Source organism: Mucilaginibacter sp. OK098, from assembly GCF_900142915.1.
Lineage (GTDB): Bacteria > Bacteroidota > Bacteroidia > Sphingobacteriales > Sphingobacteriaceae > Mucilaginibacter.
In genome coordinates this window covers 107,797-123,596 of the sequence record NZ_FRCM01000005.1, presented here as the reverse complement: position 1 = coordinate 123,596, position 15,800 = coordinate 107,797, and the positions used below count along the sequence as shown (strand labels likewise).

At 41.2% G+C, this 15,800-nt stretch carries 11 protein-coding genes; 5 read left to right on the top strand and 6 right to left on the bottom strand.

The window, feature by feature from the left end; genetic code table 11:
• Nucleotides 1-117 precede the first annotated feature (117 nt).
• On the top strand, nucleotides 118-1,038 hold the full coding sequence (locus tag BUE31_RS17250) for a DUF6263 family protein (protein WP_073405087.1): 921 nt from the start codon (nucleotides 118-120) through the stop codon (nucleotides 1,036-1,038).
• A gap of 144 nt (nucleotides 1,039-1,182) precedes the next feature.
• Here BUE31_RS17250 and BUE31_RS17245 read toward each other — a convergent pair whose 3' ends face one another.
• Nucleotides 1,183-1,488: a YXWGXW repeat-containing protein gene (locus tag BUE31_RS17245; RefSeq protein WP_073405086.1), complete on the bottom strand. Its 306-nt coding sequence runs from the start codon at nucleotides 1,486-1,488 to the stop codon at nucleotides 1,183-1,185.
• 139 nt (nucleotides 1,489-1,627) lie between these two features.
• Between BUE31_RS17245 and ligA the strand changes: the two genes are divergently transcribed.
• The 4 genes from ligA (at nucleotide 1,628) to dapA (ending at nucleotide 8,788) form a co-directional block, all read left to right on the top strand.
• Nucleotides 1,628-3,643, top strand: coding sequence for an NAD-dependent DNA ligase LigA (gene ligA / locus BUE31_RS17240; RefSeq protein ID WP_073405085.1), 2,016 nt, complete (start codon nucleotides 1,628-1,630; stop codon nucleotides 3,641-3,643).
• Nucleotides 3,644-4,069: 426 nt separating this feature from the next.
• Nucleotides 4,070-6,523 carry a DUF5686 and carboxypeptidase regulatory-like domain-containing protein gene (locus tag BUE31_RS17235; protein WP_073405084.1) on the top strand — a complete coding sequence of 818 codons (2,454 nt, stop codon included), beginning with the start codon at nucleotides 4,070-4,072 and terminating at the stop codon, nucleotides 6,521-6,523.
• Between the two features lie 150 nt (nucleotides 6,524-6,673).
• Nucleotides 6,674-7,795: a chromate efflux transporter gene (gene chrA, locus BUE31_RS17230; protein ID WP_073405083.1), complete on the top strand. Its 1,122-nt coding sequence runs from the start codon at nucleotides 6,674-6,676 to the stop codon at nucleotides 7,793-7,795.
• Between the two features lie 111 nt (nucleotides 7,796-7,906).
• Nucleotides 7,907-8,788 carry a 4-hydroxy-tetrahydrodipicolinate synthase gene (dapA, locus tag BUE31_RS17225; RefSeq protein WP_073405082.1) on the top strand — a complete coding sequence of 294 codons (882 nt, stop codon included), beginning with the start codon at nucleotides 7,907-7,909 and terminating at the stop codon, nucleotides 8,786-8,788.
• Between the two features lie 114 nt (nucleotides 8,789-8,902).
• Here dapA and BUE31_RS17220 read toward each other — a convergent pair whose 3' ends face one another.
• The 5 genes from BUE31_RS17220 to ftsA all read right to left on the bottom strand — a co-directional run bounded on the left by BUE31_RS17220 (nucleotide 8,903) and on the right by ftsA (nucleotide 15,799).
• Complete coding sequence (locus BUE31_RS17220; RefSeq protein WP_073405081.1) at nucleotides 8,903-9,079, bottom strand: histone H1; 177 nt, start codon at nucleotides 9,077-9,079, stop codon at nucleotides 8,903-8,905.
• 338 nt (nucleotides 9,080-9,417) lie between these two features.
• The gene (locus BUE31_RS17215; RefSeq protein WP_073405080.1) at nucleotides 9,418-10,833 is read right to left on the bottom strand and encodes a glycoside hydrolase family 125 protein; all 1,416 of its coding nucleotides are present in this window, start codon (nucleotides 10,831-10,833) and stop codon (nucleotides 9,418-9,420) included.
• A gap of 279 nt (nucleotides 10,834-11,112) precedes the next feature.
• The gene (locus BUE31_RS17210) at nucleotides 11,113-12,357 is read right to left on the bottom strand and encodes an aminotransferase class I/II-fold pyridoxal phosphate-dependent enzyme (protein ID WP_073405079.1); all 1,245 of its coding nucleotides are present in this window, start codon (nucleotides 12,355-12,357) and stop codon (nucleotides 11,113-11,115) included.
• 325 nt (nucleotides 12,358-12,682) lie between these two features.
• Nucleotides 12,683-14,293, bottom strand: coding sequence for a cell division protein FtsZ (gene ftsZ / locus BUE31_RS17205; RefSeq protein WP_073405078.1), 1,611 nt, complete (start codon nucleotides 14,291-14,293; stop codon nucleotides 12,683-12,685).
• A 159-nt stretch (nucleotides 14,294-14,452) separates the two neighbouring features.
• Nucleotides 14,453-15,799, bottom strand: a complete 1,347-nt coding sequence (ftsA, locus tag BUE31_RS17200; RefSeq protein WP_073405077.1) for a cell division protein FtsA — start codon at nucleotides 15,797-15,799, stop codon at nucleotides 14,453-14,455.
• Between the last annotated feature and the right edge of the window lies 1 nt (nucleotide 15,800).

Here is a 15,800-nt window from a genome sequence, read left to right as displayed (position 1 = left end):
GGGGTTGAGAGCCTGGCTATTCTTGTTTTATTTAAAGCCATCCTGCTTTAATGTCCTCCCTCCTGTTTAAAATCATCGTTTTATAAGGCTAAGCCCATTCTTTATTATCTTAGCGCTATGAAATATCTTTTACATACGCTGCTGTTTTTTATTGGTGTAAGTTATTGTAATGCGCAAAAATTCAAGCCTGCATTAAATCTTACAAAGGGTAATACTTATTATCTTACCACTAATGCAACCTCCGCAATTGTGCAAACAATGAGCGGTCAGCAAAATACTGTTAATCTTGCGTTTAATTTCAGAATGGCTTTTAAAGTGATCAGCATAGCCGATACTGTATACAACATGGAAGTAAGTTATCAGTCGCTCAGCATGAAAATGGATATGGGAGGCAACACCCTCGACCTGGATTCAAAAAAGAATGATCCCCAGGATGTGCCATCTTCAATTATCGCCGCCATGATGAACAAGCCCTTTAACCTGGAAATGACAAAAACAGGCAAAATAAAATCGGTTCAAAACATTGATAAAATGGTGTCGGAGGCAATAAAAAGCTTTCCGCAGATTGACAGCACTAAAAAAGAACAGGTTAAAGCTCAGTTTATGCAGTCTTTCGGGCCAAATGCTTTTAAAGGGAGCATAGAAATGGGTACCGCCATTTTTCCGGATATACCGGTTGCGAAAGAAGATAAATGGACAGTTAAAACGCAGCTTGAAAGCCCTGCAAAAGCCACGGTTACTATAACTTACCAGTTGGCTGATATAATTGAGGGCACTTACCTTATTCATGGAGAAGGGAGTATGGTTACCGATAAAAATACCGAACCCGCCCATATAAATGGTTTACCCATAAAATACAACCTTAATGGCTCATTAATATCCGACATAAGAGTTGATAAGGCTACCGGGTGGATCAGTGAAGTGAAATTAAAACAGGCAATGATGGGCGATATGCAGATCCTTGATAACCCACAGGTTCCTGGTGGGATGACGATACCGATGACGTTTAATACAGATGTGAATACGACGGGCAAGTAATAAAAACAGAAATAAGAGTCAAGATGCCAGAATCAAGAAATAGAAAGTAGCTAAAGAAATAGAAAAGCTATAACCACAGAAAAGAATAGCCGGGGATCTTATAATCCGGGCTATTCTTTTTTGCTCCCCTTCAGGGCTGGGGGCTTATCTCCAATAACCACCAACCCATGCATAACCATGGTGATGGTGCCTCCACCTGCCGGCTACCCAAACTGCACGCGGACGTGGCGGCTCGGCCCAGTAACCCTGGCGATATACATAAGTTCCTCCTGATGGTACCCATTCTTCCGAAACCCAAACATGGCGTGGTGTAGGACGTACCGGGCGAACCACAACAGCAGTCCTCGGACGACCTAAACGGGCCCTTACAATAACTTGAGCACTGCTGCTTGCTACTGCAAACAATGATATGACTGATGCCAGCATTAATATTTTTCCGTAATTTTTCATGGTAAAATATGTTTTGTTTTTTTGGTATGACGGTGTAAAGCCCCGAGGGTTTAATTTTTTTTCCTTTTTCAGTTAGCACATTCAAATAATTCCGAAATCGAAATTCCGAATTCCGAAATCAAAACTTATCTTCGCTTATATGTCACCGGCTGAAGCAAAAACCCGAATTGAATCTCTTTCATCTGAATTGAAACAGCACAACTACAATTATTATGTGCTGGCAATGCCTACTATTGCCGATTTTGATTTCGATAAAAAACTGGAAGAACTGAACGCGATTGAAAAGCAGTTCCCTGAATTTGCCGACCCTGATTCGCCTACGCAAAAGGTTGGCGGAGATATCACAAAAGATTTTGTTACCGTTAGGCACCGCTGGCCAATGCTCTCATTAGGCAATACCTATAACGAGCAGGAACTGCTTGATTTTGATCAGCGCATCCGCAAAGCCATTGGCGATAATTTTGAGTATGTATGTGAGTTAAAGTTTGACGGCTTGTCTATGAGCCTTACTTATGAAAATGGCATACTTGTACGCGCTGTTACCCGTGGGGATGGCATCCAAGGCGATGATGTTACCACTAACGTGCGCACTATTAACACCATTCCCAAACGTTTGAAAAGCGGCGATTACCCCGATCTGTTTGAGATCCGCGGTGAGGTGTTTATGCACCTGAAAGCCTTTGAGCGCTTAAATAACGAAAGGCTTGAAAATGGCGAAATGACTTACGCCAACCCACGTAATTTTGCATCAGGCACTATAAAAATGCAGGACTCGGCCGAGGTAGCGCGCCGTCCGCTGGATTGTTTCCTGTATTTTCTTTATACCGAAAAACTATTGTTTAAAACCCATTGGGAAAGCTTGCAGGCGGCAAAAAACTGGGGTTTTCATACCAACGAGCATAGCAAGCTGTGCAGCACCATTGAAGATGTTTTTAACTTTATTAGTTACTGGGATAAAAAGCGCGTTGATCTGAGCTATGATATTGATGGTATAGTAATAAAGGTAAACAGCTACGCCCAGCAGCAGGAGCTTGGCTTTACGGCAAAATCACCGCGCTGGGCAATTGCCTATAAATACAAGGCGGAGCAGGTGCAAACCGAATTATTAACAGTAACCTACCAGGTTGGGCGTACGGGGGCAGTTACACCTGTTGCAAATTTAAAGCCTGTACTGCTTGCCGGCACTACCGTTAAACGGGCGACGCTGCACAATGCCGATGAAATTGAAAAACGATTAAAGCTACACGAACACGATTGGGTGTTTGTAGAAAAAGGCGGCGAGATCATCCCTAAGATCATCAGCGTAAATTTGGACAAGCGCGATCCATCGGCAAAACAGGTCCACTACATTACTCATTGCCCGGTTTGTGGCACGCTGCTGATTCGCAAGGAAGGCGAGGCAGCCTCCTATTGCCCAAATGATGAGGGTTGCCATCCACAGATAGTTGGCAAAATGCAGCACTTTATAAGCCGCAAAGCGATGAATATTGACGGGCTGGGCGATGAAACAATTGAAACACTTTATCAAAATAAATTTATAAGCCACATAAGTGATATTTACGGACTTAGTGTACATAGCGAAGAGTTAAAGAAGATGGGGCGCTTTGGCGAAAAATCTATCAATAACATGCTGGAGGGTATTGAAAAATCAAAAGAGATGCCTTTTGAGAAAGTGCTGTTTGGCCTCGGGATTCGCTATGTGGGTGAAACAGTGGCCAAAAAACTTGCCGCTCATTTTAAAAATATAGATAATATTGCGGCCGCCACTTTTGATGAATTAATAACTGCGGAAGAAATTGGCGAACGTATTGCATTAAGCCTTATTGAATACTTTAGCGATCAAAGCCATAAGGATGAGATCCAAAAATTAAAAGACTACGGGCTGCAATTTGTGACCGTAGAAAAAGAGGTAAATCTTGCCAGTGAAAAGCTTAGCGGTCAATCCTTTATTATATCGGGCGTTTTTGAAAAGTTTTCGAGAGATGAGCTGAAGGACATTATTGAGCAAAATGGCGGTAAAATAGTTAGCAGCATTTCGGCTAAATTGAATTACCTGGTAGCAGGTGATAATATGGGCCCGGCTAAATTAGAGAAGGCCCAAAAACTAAATATCCCCATTATTAGTGATGCCGAATTACTTGGAATGATAGATTAAGCGTAAATCACTTTTAGGTTAATTTAACCTTTAGTTAGTGTTTTGATCTATATAAACATTTTACAGGTTATTGTGTCAATTTAACGCGAAAAATTTCACTCATATCACATAAAACTTTATATTAGCAGCTTCATATGGCGGGCTTCCTGCCTGCCTATTGTGATAAGGTTTAGGTTAAAGCCTCCAAGCAGCGAGTGTGAGGAGGCTTTTATTTTAACAGACATTTCACAGTACCCTCATACTATCAAATTTTTCATTTTTCCCAATCTATTTTAATCCTTGCTCCTAACTTGATATTGTTTGTTTTTTATGCCGGTAAGTGTAACACAAGTGGCTTTTCATCATCAAAGCATCTTTAACACTAATTAACAAAAACGCCTGTTTGGGTTCAATAAAATTATTTGACCTTAGCATAAAATCATCTAGATGAAATTTACCGTACCTTTCACCCTCCTTATTATTATTAGTTTAAGTGCATTTTCACAGTCATTTACCATTAGCGGTAAAATCACTGACGAACACAATAAAGCAATTCCGTTTGCAAGCATCTACATAAAAAATACCACTAAAGGCACATCAGCAAACAGCGAAGGTGAGTACGGCCTGCAATTAAAGCCCGGCACGTATGATGTACAGTATAAAGCGGTGGGCTACCAGCAGCAAAACCGCAAAATTGAGCTTAACAAAAATCAATCTGTTAATATTGTTTTACAAACCGAAACTTACCAGTTAAGTGATGTGGTTGTTAAGGCAGGCGGCGAAGATCCAGCCTATGCCATAATCCGTAAGGCTATAAAGAAACGAAAAAGCCATCTTAACGAGGTTGATGCGTATACCTGCGAGGTTTACATAAAAGGCTTGCAAAAGCTATTGGCAGCCCCTAAAAAATTCCTGGGATTTGATGTGCAGAAAGCTACCCGCGAAATGGGCCTCGACTCAAACCGCAGGGGGATTGTTTACCTTTCAGAGTCTGAATCAAAATACAGCTTTATGAAGCCTGATAAGGTGCACGAGGAGCTGATCTCATCAAAAGTATCAGGCAGCAACCAGGCATTCAGCTATAACAGAGCATCTGATATCCAGGTAAATTTTTACGAGAACATCCAAAACTGGGGCGGTTTGAGCCTGCGCCCATTGGTATCGCCAATTGCTGATAATGCCATGTTTTATTACAATTATAAATACATAGGCTTTACAACAGAAAACGGAGAAACTGTTGATAAGATAAAAGTTATCCCTAAACGCGGCTACGATGCCTGTTTCCAGGGATATATTTACATTTTGGAAAACAGCTGGCGTATTTATGGCCTTGACTTTTTTATCACCAAAAAACAGAATATAAACTTTGTAGATACCCTAAAGGTAAGCGAACAGTTTATCCAGGTTAACCAACAGGCCTGGATGCCTTCATCGGTTAAATTTGAGTTTACCGGCGGCTTATTGAGCTTTAAGGTTGGCGGATATTTTATTTCGGTTTATAAGGATTATGACCTGAACCCTAAGTTTGATAAAAAAGAATTTAAAGAGGTAATGCGGGTTACTAAAGAGAGCAACAAAAAAGACTCGGCCTATTGGGCAAACGAGAGGCCGGTTCCGTTAACTGAAGAAGAAAAAACAGATTATACGAAAAAGGCGGTACTGGCTAAAAAGCGCGAATCAAAACAATACCTAGATTCACTCGATAAAGTGAACAATAAATTCAGCTTGCTTAACCTTACGTATCAAAGCTACCGCCATGTTAACCGTTATGACCATGAGTATTATAACCTTGATGCTATTTTTCCTTCTATAAGATTTAACACAGTACAGGGCTTTAATCTTAATTATGGAGCGTCATTCAGCAAACAGATTGACAGTACAACCAATAAATATTTGGTTGTTGGCGCAAAAGCAGGTTATGGCTTTTCAAACCATAAATTAACAGGTAGCATCTACGCCGGTGTACCGGCAGGTTCCTACAACCTGGGCTTTAATGCAGGTTCTGAAATAGTCGACCTTAATAATCACACCCCTGTTTCGCCATTAATTAATTCGGTTTACAGTTTGTTTGAGCGGCAGAACTATGAAAAGCTTTATCAAAAACAATATGTATCCGTATCTGCAAGCAAACGCATAACCGGTGGCTGGATGGCAAGCGGTTATGCTGAATGGGCAGACAGAAAATCGTTGGCAAATTCGTCAAACTACAGCTTTTTTAATCCGGGCAACAGAGATTATACCTCGAATAATCCATTTACGCCAACCTTTGACAGTCCGCTTTTTGCAGATAACCAATCATTCAAAGTCACATTGCGCACCACATATGATTTCAGCGACAAATATGAAACCTATCCTACCGGGAGACGGTATCTTCCATCAAAATATCCAACAATTGGCCTAACCTATACAAAGGGAATAAAAGGCGTATTGGGTTCTGATGTTGATTACGATTTGCTGGCTGCCGATATCTCCAAATCAAATATTAATGCGGGTGTATTTGGCCAAACTTCTTTCTTTGTAGGTGCAGGTAAGTTTTTAAATAACAATAGCATTTTTTACCCGGATTATAAGCAATTCACGGGCAACCAGATCTTGTTTTCAGGTACCGGGATCAATAGCTTTTTATTACTGAATTATTATACCTACAGTACTTATACCAAATATATTGAAGGGCATCTTGAACAAAATTTCTCAGGCTTTTTCCTTAATAAGATCCCATTGTTAAGGAAGCTGAAACTACAGGAGATCGTTGATATAAACTACCTGTCAACCCCTACCCTTAAAAACTATACTGAGCTGGGTGTTGGCGTGCAATACCTTGGCTTCAGACTTATGTATGGTAAATCATTTAACAGCGGCAGCAATACAAATTCAGCCATCAGGATTGGGGTGAGCTTTTGATTGGTTCATAGTTGATGGCTCATAGCCGGAAACCTGCCAGGCAACCCGTGGTTTGTGTCCTCACAGACCACCTATTTGGAGTCGATACTAAGAATTTAAATATCATGATATTTAATGATAACTAAACCTTAACATTCGATATTTGCTGATATGAAAGAAACACGGCTCAGGGAAATTGCATTGTTGTTTCTAAAATTGGGGACAACGGCTTTCGGAGGCCCGGCTGCGCATATAGCCATGATGCACCAGGAAGTTGTTGTTAAAAGAGGCTGGTTAACAGAGCAGCATTTTCTTGACCTTATTGGTGCTACCAATCTTATACCTGGCCCCAACAGCACCGAAATGGCTATTCATATCGGGCATGAACGCGGAGGATGGAAAGGGCTGATGATTGCAGGCTTTTGTTTTATTATGCCAGCGGTATTGATAACCGGCTGTTTAGCGTGGTTGTATAAAAGCTATGGGCAGCTCCCGCAAATTCAACCTTTTATTTATGGTATTAAACCGGCAATTATAGCGGTGATCCTGGCAGCAATATATCCGCTTGCCAAAAAATCATTGCAAACTGTTGAATTGGGTATTATTGGAATTGCGGCTTTATTATTAAGCTGGCTTGGATGTTCAGAGATTCTTGTATTATTCGGAGCAGGATTTGTAGCAATGGGCCTGGCAGCTATCAGGCAAAAGCGAACCTATCCGACACTAACTTTAATACCGCTTTTTTTGCCTGCAGGCGCAAGCTTTTTCAGTCGAATTAATATTAGTTTATTTTTATCATTTTTAAAGATAGGTGCAATACTTTATGGCAGTGGATACGTACTTTTTGCTTTCCTTGATTCCGAACTGGTAGCAAAGGGAATTATAACCAGACAACAGTTAATTGATGCCATTGCTGTAGGTCAGTTTACTCCCGGGCCGGTTTTCTCGTCAGTTACCTTTATCGGTTTTCAAATAAATGGAATTAGCGGAGCCATTATTTCAACTATCGGAATCTTCCTTCCATCATTCATTTTTGTGGCTTTACTTAATCCGTTAGTTCGCAAAATGCGCAGCTCCAAAATATTTGCCGCATTTTTAAATGCTGTAAATGTAGCATCAATAGCGCTCATCCTCACGGTCTGTTATCAATTGGGAAAAGATGGCTTTAATAATTGGCGGACACTTCTGATAGCTATTTTCAGCATTTTTATTCTTTTAAAATTCAAAAAAATTAATAGTGCCTTCATTGTACTGGGAGGCTCAATAGCAGGCTATCTTTTATTGCTGGTTTGATCTTTTTGTTAAAAGCAAATTTAACTTTACGCTTCCCATCCTTACAAAATCCATGAACCATGAACTATCAACCATCAACAATTCTTATATTAGCACCCTTTAATAACTAATATGAATAAATTTCACGGAACCGGAGTAGCAATCATTACTCCTTTTCAGACAGACGGACAGGTTGACTACGATGCTTTAGGAAAGCTCATCAACTATTTAATTGAAGGAGGGGTAGAATACATAGCCTCACTGGGAACTACCGGTGAAAGCGCTACCCTAAGCAGCGATGAACGAAAGAAGGTTTGGGAATTTACTTCAAAGGCTGTTAATGGCCGTGTTAACCTTGTTGCAGGCATTGGCGGTAACAATACGCTGGAGGTTGTTGAGCAAATTAAAGCCTTTAACATTGATGGATATGATGCCATATTATCAGCAAGCCCGCATTATAATAAACCAACCCAGGAAGGTATTTATCAGCACTATAAGGCGATTGCAGAAGTTACGCCGTTACCTGTTATTTTATATAACGTACCCGGCCGTACCGGCAGCAACATAAGTGCTGAAACGACCATAAGACTAGCCAATGATTTTAAAAACATCATAGCAATCAAGGAAGCGTCAGGCAATTTTGACCAGCTTAACCAGATTGCGCGTGATAAACCGGAAGGGTTCCTGCTGATATCAGGCGATGACCCTATTAGCTTACCGATGATAGCATTAGGCGGTGTGGGTGTGATATCTGTTGTTGGGAATGCATTACCAAGGCAAATGTCTGACATGATCAGGACCTGCCTTGCAGGCGATTTTAAATCAGCACAAAAAGGGCATTCGCAGTTAATTGATTTTACACGTTTAATGTTTGTTGAAGGTAGCCCTGCAGGCGTAAAAACTGCACTTAAATATCTAGGCATCTGCGGAGATACTGTGCGACTGCCGCTAGTCCAGGTTAGCGGCACTACTGCTGATAAAATAATTGAAGAGACAAAGAAGATAACGAAATAAAAACCTCTCCCTGTCAATGCAATAACAGGGTGGTTTAATCAAATAAAAACCCGTATCCGAATGTGTCGGAACGGGTTTTTTAATGATAAAGTAAAGAATATGATTTTCTATTACTTAAGCTTGGTTTTTTGCCCCCTGCACTTCAAGGCGAATTGCCTGTGCTAAATTTTTGAGGTCTTGCATGCCTTTTCTTACACGGGTTCCAGCGGCGCTGTTACCTTTGTTGTAAAATTTGTCAGCATCTGCTTCCAAAGATGCTACTAGTTCTTTTACTTCAGTAAATTTTTTCATTTCAGTTACTCCTTTTTTTTAATATGAGGTTTATTGTTTTATAAAGCTAATCTAAAATGTTTTTTCTTAATTAAAAACTTTTAGGAAAGAAAAATAATGCCTTTAAAGTGGTTTTTTTCAACATTTTAACCTCAAACCCCTTATTGAAAAAATATATAATACTATAAAATACATATTCAATAAGTATCACATATATATTTTACAAGCCTTAGTTTTACAGTATTTTAATATAAACTTCACAATTATTGAAAACTAGGAAACATTTACTCAAATTCCTGCTCAATATTTCAATTCTTACGCTTCAAAAATATTACAACTAACTTTTTAGTGAAACTGTTTTACAATATATCAGGATAATATTTATGTACTTTAATTATTAATTCTCCAAATAAAGTATTTGCCCAGGCAAACCATTTTCGGGTAAAATCTGCTGCATCATCCTTATTAAATGATTCGTGCATAAAACCGGTGCCTGCATGGGTGTTTTTAAGCCATTTAATGCATTTTGCAATCTCAACTTTATCTGTTGAAGTTAATGCGCGTATAATAATGCTCATTGGCCAAATATAATTCAACCCAACGTGAGGCCCACCAATACCTTCCGCAGCCTTGCCCTTAAAAAAGTACGGATTGGCGGTGCTTAAAACCATCCTGCGGGTATTCTGATAAAGCGGATCATTTTCTGATATTGCATTCAGGTATGGTAATGCCAGCAGACTTGGCACATTGCTATCATCCATAAACAGCTGATTACCGAAGCCGTCAACCTCATAAGCCAGTACTTTACCATATACCGGGTGCTGTGCGGTAGCATACTTTTGCAGTGCATGGGCTACCTCGGCGGCTAACGCCTTGCAATCTGCTGCGGTGGCCTTATCATTGCCTATGTGTTCATACATCTCTGCCATTTGATACAGGCTTACCACGGCAAAGTAATTGGATGGCACCAGGAAAGGATAAATAGTAGCATCGTCGCTCGGGCGGAAGATGGAACAGATCAACCCAACAGGCTTTACAGGGTTGCCGTAGCCGCTCAATGGGGCTGTGTCTGTTGATACTTCGGTTTTTCTTTGGAAATGATAAGGCCCTTTTCCGTTTTTGCGTTGCTGCTCTTTAAAAGTGGCTACAATTGCTTTACCCGCCTTTTGCCAGTTTGCATCAAAAAAGCTACTGTCGCCGCTTATTTTCCAGTAATTGAAAGCCAGCCTTACCGGGTAGCAAAGTGAATCTATCTCCCATTTGCGTTCGTGAAGCTCGGGCTTCATATCTGTACGATCACTATCCCATTCGCTGCCGGTTGGGCCCGCATTAAAAGCATTGGCATAAGGATCAATTAAAACACAGTTAGCCTGGCGGTTTAATACACCTTTTATCAGATTTTTTAACTCGGGATCATTCTTTATCAGCGGCAAATACGGCCAAACCTGTGCTGATGAATCGCGCATCCACATGGCATTAATATCACCCGTGATCACAAAAGTATCAGGGCGACCATCTTTTTCCGAATAGTTCACCGTAGTATCTAAAGTATTTGGGTAGCAATTTTCAAACAGCCATGCCAGCTCAGGGTCTTTAATAGCGGCCTTTACATTCTTAATAGTAGCCTCAACAGCCTTACTGGTAAACTTGCGTTCGCTTAGCTTGGGGCGTTTGCTTTCAAAAGCTGCGGTTGCAAACCAGGTAGGTTTAAGGCCTAATCCAATACCGGCGGTAGTTACACCGTTTATTTTTATAAAGTTTCTTCGCGATAGCATGTTGGTTTCAATTGGTGAATGGTAAAAATAAAAAAGCCTTTCGGAATCCGAAAGGCTAATTAATATTTAAATGTGTCCACGCAAGGCCTCTCATAGAGTACCCTGCGCAATGTTTGTGATCTGCAAAATAATTGCCATGAAACCGGCAGGCGGCTAATTGCTACTTATAAGCTTCATCCATCGCAGGTTCCTCTCAGAGAGATTCTGCGGAAACGGAAATAAAAAAGCCTTCCGGAATCCGAAAGGCTCATAAATATAATAATAAGACCAGCTAATTCTTTACGCCACCACCAACTTATTCTCTTTATAAAAGCCGGCTTTTAATTTCTCAGCCATTTCGCTGTAAGCGCTCAGCGTGCGTTCAACGTCTTCCAGGCTATGCGCTGCTGTTGGGATCAGCCTCAGCAGGATCAATCCTTTAGGAATCACAGGATATATTACTATGGAGCAAAATATACCGTAGTTCTCGCGCAGGTCGCGTGTCAGAGCAGTTGCTTCGTATAAGTCGCCTTCCAGTATTACCGGGGTAACCATGGTATTGGTAACACCCAGGTTAAAACCTCGTTCCCTTAATCCTTTTTGAAGGGTATTTGCAACTTCCCAAAGTTTTTCACGCAACTGCGGTTGTGATTTTAACAGTTCAAATCGTTTTTTCAGTCCGATTACCATTGGCATAGGCAATGCTTTGGCATAGATCTGCGAGCGCATGTTATAGCGCAGGTAATCAACTATCTCTTTATTAGCAGCCACAAAAGCGCCAATGCCGGCCATTGATTTTGCAAAAGTACCAAAGTAAACATCCACGCCATCAATACAATCCTGTTCTTCGTGGGTGCCTGCGCCTGTTTTGCCCATGGTACCAAAACCATGCGCATCATCAACCAGGATGCGGAAATCATATTTCTTTTTAAGATCGATGATCTCTTTAAGCTTACCTTGTGCGCCCGACATTCCAAAAACACCTTCGGTTATCAGTAAGATCCCGCCACCGGTTTGCTCAGAAAGCTTGGTAGCCCGTTCCAGTTGTTTTTCACAGCTTTCCAAATCGTTATGCTGGTAAACATAACGCTTACCCATATGCATCCTTAAACCATCAATAATACAAGCGTGCGATTCGGCATCATATACAATAACATCGTTCCGGTCAACCAAAGTATCTATAATTGATACCATGCCCTGGTAGCCATAGTTCAATAAAAAAGCATCTTCTTTACCTACAAAAGCACCCAAAGCCGCTTCTAGCTCCTCATGGTGGATTGAATTGCCCGACATCATGCGCGCACCCATAGGGTAAGCCATACCATAGTCGGCAGCTGCTTTTGCATCAGCTTCCCTAACCTCTGGATGATTGGCTAAGCCCAGGTAATTGTTCAAACTCCATACTAAATGCTCTTTTCCGTTGAACTGCATGTGTGGACCGATTTCGCCTTCCAGCTTGGGATAGGAAAAATAACCATGCGACCATTTTTGGTGCTGCCCAAGCGGGCCGCCCATGCTTTTTGATATTTTGTTAAATATATCCAAACCGCTAAGTTTTATTGTTTTTTAAAAATACAAATATAGCCGTTTAAACGCGCAGAAACAATCATTATTACTTTTTATAATAGGCTATAATGTTAGTGATTAGAGATTGGTGTTTAGAGATTAGAGGCTGGTTGATTAGAGATTAGTTCTAAGCAGCGGTGTTAAAGGGTTGGGAATGTGAAGCTAGTTTCACGGAATAGCTCCCCGGGTTATTTACAAAACAAAAGCCCTACAAATTTGCAAGGCCTTTTATATAGATACAATTAGGAATTTGTCTTCCGGACTAAAAACTAATCTCCTGTCTCTAACCTCTAATCAACTAACCTCAATCCACATTATCATGCAGGAAAGAATTGTTATTCCTGATCTCGGTATTTCCTTCGTTATCAGGCAATAATGAGAACCGGGAAACATGGCTTTCGTCAGACGCAGGGGTCTGCTGAAGGGCAATTTCCTTGCGTTTGTAGGCAGGGATGCTCTCCATCTCCTGGATATTGCCGCTGCGTAATTTCATGCTCAGGTCTTTAAGCCTCATGATCCGCTCGCGCGATTTACGCAGTTGCTCCTCTATCGACTCATTTGTTTTATTATCATCAGCGCCAACAACAATTTCAGGCTCTTTCTCAGGCTCAGGTAGTTTTTCCTCTTTAGGCGGCGCCTGCATAAAGTTGGTAGCAGGTTCGGCAATCTTAAATGTCATTTCAGGCACATCAGATGTTTCTGTTTCTGATACCGGCTCTTCTTCTGCCGACAGATCGTATTTTACAACCGCAGGCTCTTCGGCGCGGTTGGCAAACAGATCAAACAAGCCAGTTTGTTTGGTTTGTTTTGGCTCGTCCTTCATTTTCATGTAAGGCTCGGTAACCGCGTCAGGCTTAACGGCAGTAATAAATTCGTTTACCGGTTTAGCTTTCTGCTCAATCTCCGGCACCAGCATCGAAACAATTTTTTTGCTGCTCTGCTCTTTTTCGCGCTCGTCTTTAGTTTGAAAACCGGTGGCAATTATAGTAACCGATATTTTATCACCTAAATTTTCGTCGATGCAATTACCCCATATCAGGTCTGCAGCTAAGCCGGCTTCTTCCTGTATGTAATCAGTAATCACACTCACTTCATCCATAGTCACTTCCTTACTGCCAGAACTGATATTCAACAGAATATATCTTGCACCTTCAATTTCATTATCTTTTAACAATGGTGATGATAAAGCGCCTTCAACTGCTTTTAAAGCACGGTTCTCCCCATCGGCAGATGAACTGCCCATTATTGATACGCCACTGTCTTTCATTACAGTGCGCACATCTTTAAAGTCAACGTTTATATAACCGGGCAGTGTTATAATTTCAGCAATACCTTTTGCAGCAGTGGTTAAAATATTATCAGCCTGTGCAAATGCCGAACCCAGGGTAAGGTTCCCAAAGATCTGGCGAAGCCTGTCATTACTGATCACTAAAAACGAATCAACGTACTTTTTAAGCTCTTCCATACCGGCATCGGCTTGCAGCTTACGGCGTTTGCCTTCAAATGCAAACGGAGTAGTTATAATGCCAACGGTTAATATATCTAGTTCGCGGGCTGCCTTGGCTATAATTGGGCTTGCGCCTGTGCCGGTACCGCCACCCATACCTGCTGTTATAAACAGCATTTTGGTATTGGAACCCAGCATTTGTTTTATATCATCAATATTTTCAATTGCCGAATTTTTACCAACTTCGGGTATTGAGCCAGCGCCCATTCCTTCGGTAAGGCTTGCACCTAATTGTACTTTATTGGGGATTGGACTTAACTCCAATGCCTGTGCGTCAGTATTGCAAATAATAAAGTCAACACCGGTAATACCTTGTCTGTACATGTGGTTTACCGCATTACCCCCGCCGCCGCCAACACCAATTACTTTAATGATGGACGACTTTTCTTTTAACATCTCAAAATGCATAATCCTAAGTTTCAGTTATATGTGATTGACGAATAAATAGTTTTATCTAATGTAATATTATGGTTTTTTCCACAACACTTATCCACATTTGTCAATATGTGGAAAGATCGGACCATTGTGGAAAGTTACTGTCAAAAGTTCAAAACAATTAACCGTTTTCTACTTTAAAAAGTCCTCATCATTAATGTCATCCTTTATAAAACGTTTCCCGCTTTCTAATAATTTACCTAATAATCCAAACTTCCTGTCCTCAGTATATCTTACTTTTTCTACCTTTTTCACATCCTCGGCTGCTGGCACATAATCGTTGTATTCCATTTTCTGAATACCCTTTATCAGCAGGCCAATACCGGTTGCAAAAGTCGGGCTTTGCAGCTCTTCATAAACATTTTTAGGCAGTTGCTCGTTTTTTGCCAAATGCTCATTTGGGTAACCTACGCGGCAATCCAAACCGGTAACAAATTCAACCAATTGCGCCAGGTGTTTTAATTGCGCACCGCCACCGGTAATAACAATGCCCGCTATCAGTTTTTTCTCGTAACCAGATGATTTTATCTCATAATACACATGCTCCACAATCTCTTCCATCCGAGCCTGGATCACAAACGCAAGGTTTTTTACTGAGATCTCTTTAGGCTCGCGACCACGCAGACCGGGAACACAAACAATCTCGTTTTCCTTATTTTCATCAGCCAATGCCGATCCGAAACGCACCTTTAACTGCTCGGCTATGTTACGCATTACGGAACAACCTTCGCGGATATCTTCGGTTACGCTATTACCTCCAAACGGGATAACTGCGGTATGGCGTATAATCCCTTCGTGAAAAATGGCCACATCAGTTGTGCCACCGCCAATATCAACCAACACTACACCAGCCTCTTTTTCCTCATCGCTCAATACTGATTCTGACGAGGCCAAAGGCTCCAATGTAAGTTCCTCACTTTGCAAGCCGGCTTTATTTACGCATTTAACTATATTTTTTATAGCCGTAACCTGGCCTGATATAATATGAAAGTTAGCCTCAAGCCTTACCCCTGCCATACCGATAGGATCCTTAATTCCCGGCTCATTATCAACGGTAAATTCCTGTGGTAAAACGTGGATGATCTCCTCGCCCGGAGGCATCACCAGGTTGTACATATCCTCAACCAGCTTATCAATATCCTTACGGGAGATCTCGTTTGACATATCGCGACGGGTTATTAGGCCCCTGTGCTGTAAACTTTTAATATGCTGGCCCGCAATACCCACATTTACCACCTTTATTTCCACATTTGATTGCGTACCTGCAACATCAACGGCAATGGTTATTCCCTGTACCGTTTTATCAATATTTGAAACCATGCCACGTGTTACCCCGGCAGATTCAGCTTTGCCTATACCCAATACTTCTATTTTGCCATTTTTGCTCCTGCGCCCAACAATGGCACAGATCTTAGTAGTTCCTATGTCCAATCCCACTACTATTGGTGAGCTTTTTTCCTGAGTTGAAGTTTTGTCCATA

Bases quoted from the DNA above. Each gene is read 5' to 3' on its own strand.
- ftsZ (WP_073405078.1), bottom strand. From the start codon at position 14,293: ATGCATTTTGAGATGTTAAAAGAAAAGTCGTCCATCATTAAAGTAATT.
- dapA (WP_073405082.1), top strand. From the start codon at position 7,907: ATGAATAAATTTCACGGAACCGGAGTAGCAATCATTACTCCTTTTCAG.
- chrA (WP_073405083.1), top strand. From the start codon at position 6,674: ATGAAAGAAACACGGCTCAGGGAAATTGCATTGTTGTTTCTAAAATTG.
- BUE31_RS17235 (WP_073405084.1), top strand. From the start codon at position 4,070: ATGAAATTTACCGTACCTTTCACCCTCCTTATTATTATTAGTTTAAGT.
- BUE31_RS17245 (WP_073405086.1), bottom strand. From the start codon at position 1,488: ATGAAAAATTACGGAAAAATATTAATGCTGGCATCAGTCATATCATTG.
- BUE31_RS17215 (WP_073405080.1), bottom strand. From the start codon at position 10,833: ATGCTATCGCGAAGAAACTTTATAAAAATAAACGGTGTAACTACCGCC.
- BUE31_RS17220 (WP_073405081.1), bottom strand. From the start codon at position 9,079: ATGAAAAAATTTACTGAAGTAAAAGAACTAGTAGCATCTTTGGAAGCA.
- BUE31_RS17250 (WP_073405087.1), top strand. From the start codon at position 118: ATGAAATATCTTTTACATACGCTGCTGTTTTTTATTGGTGTAAGTTAT.
- ftsA (WP_073405077.1), bottom strand. From the start codon at position 15,799: ATGGACAAAACTTCAACTCAGGAAAAAAGCTCACCAATAGTAGTGGGA.
- ligA (WP_073405085.1), top strand. From the start codon at position 1,628: ATGTCACCGGCTGAAGCAAAAACCCGAATTGAATCTCTTTCATCTGAA.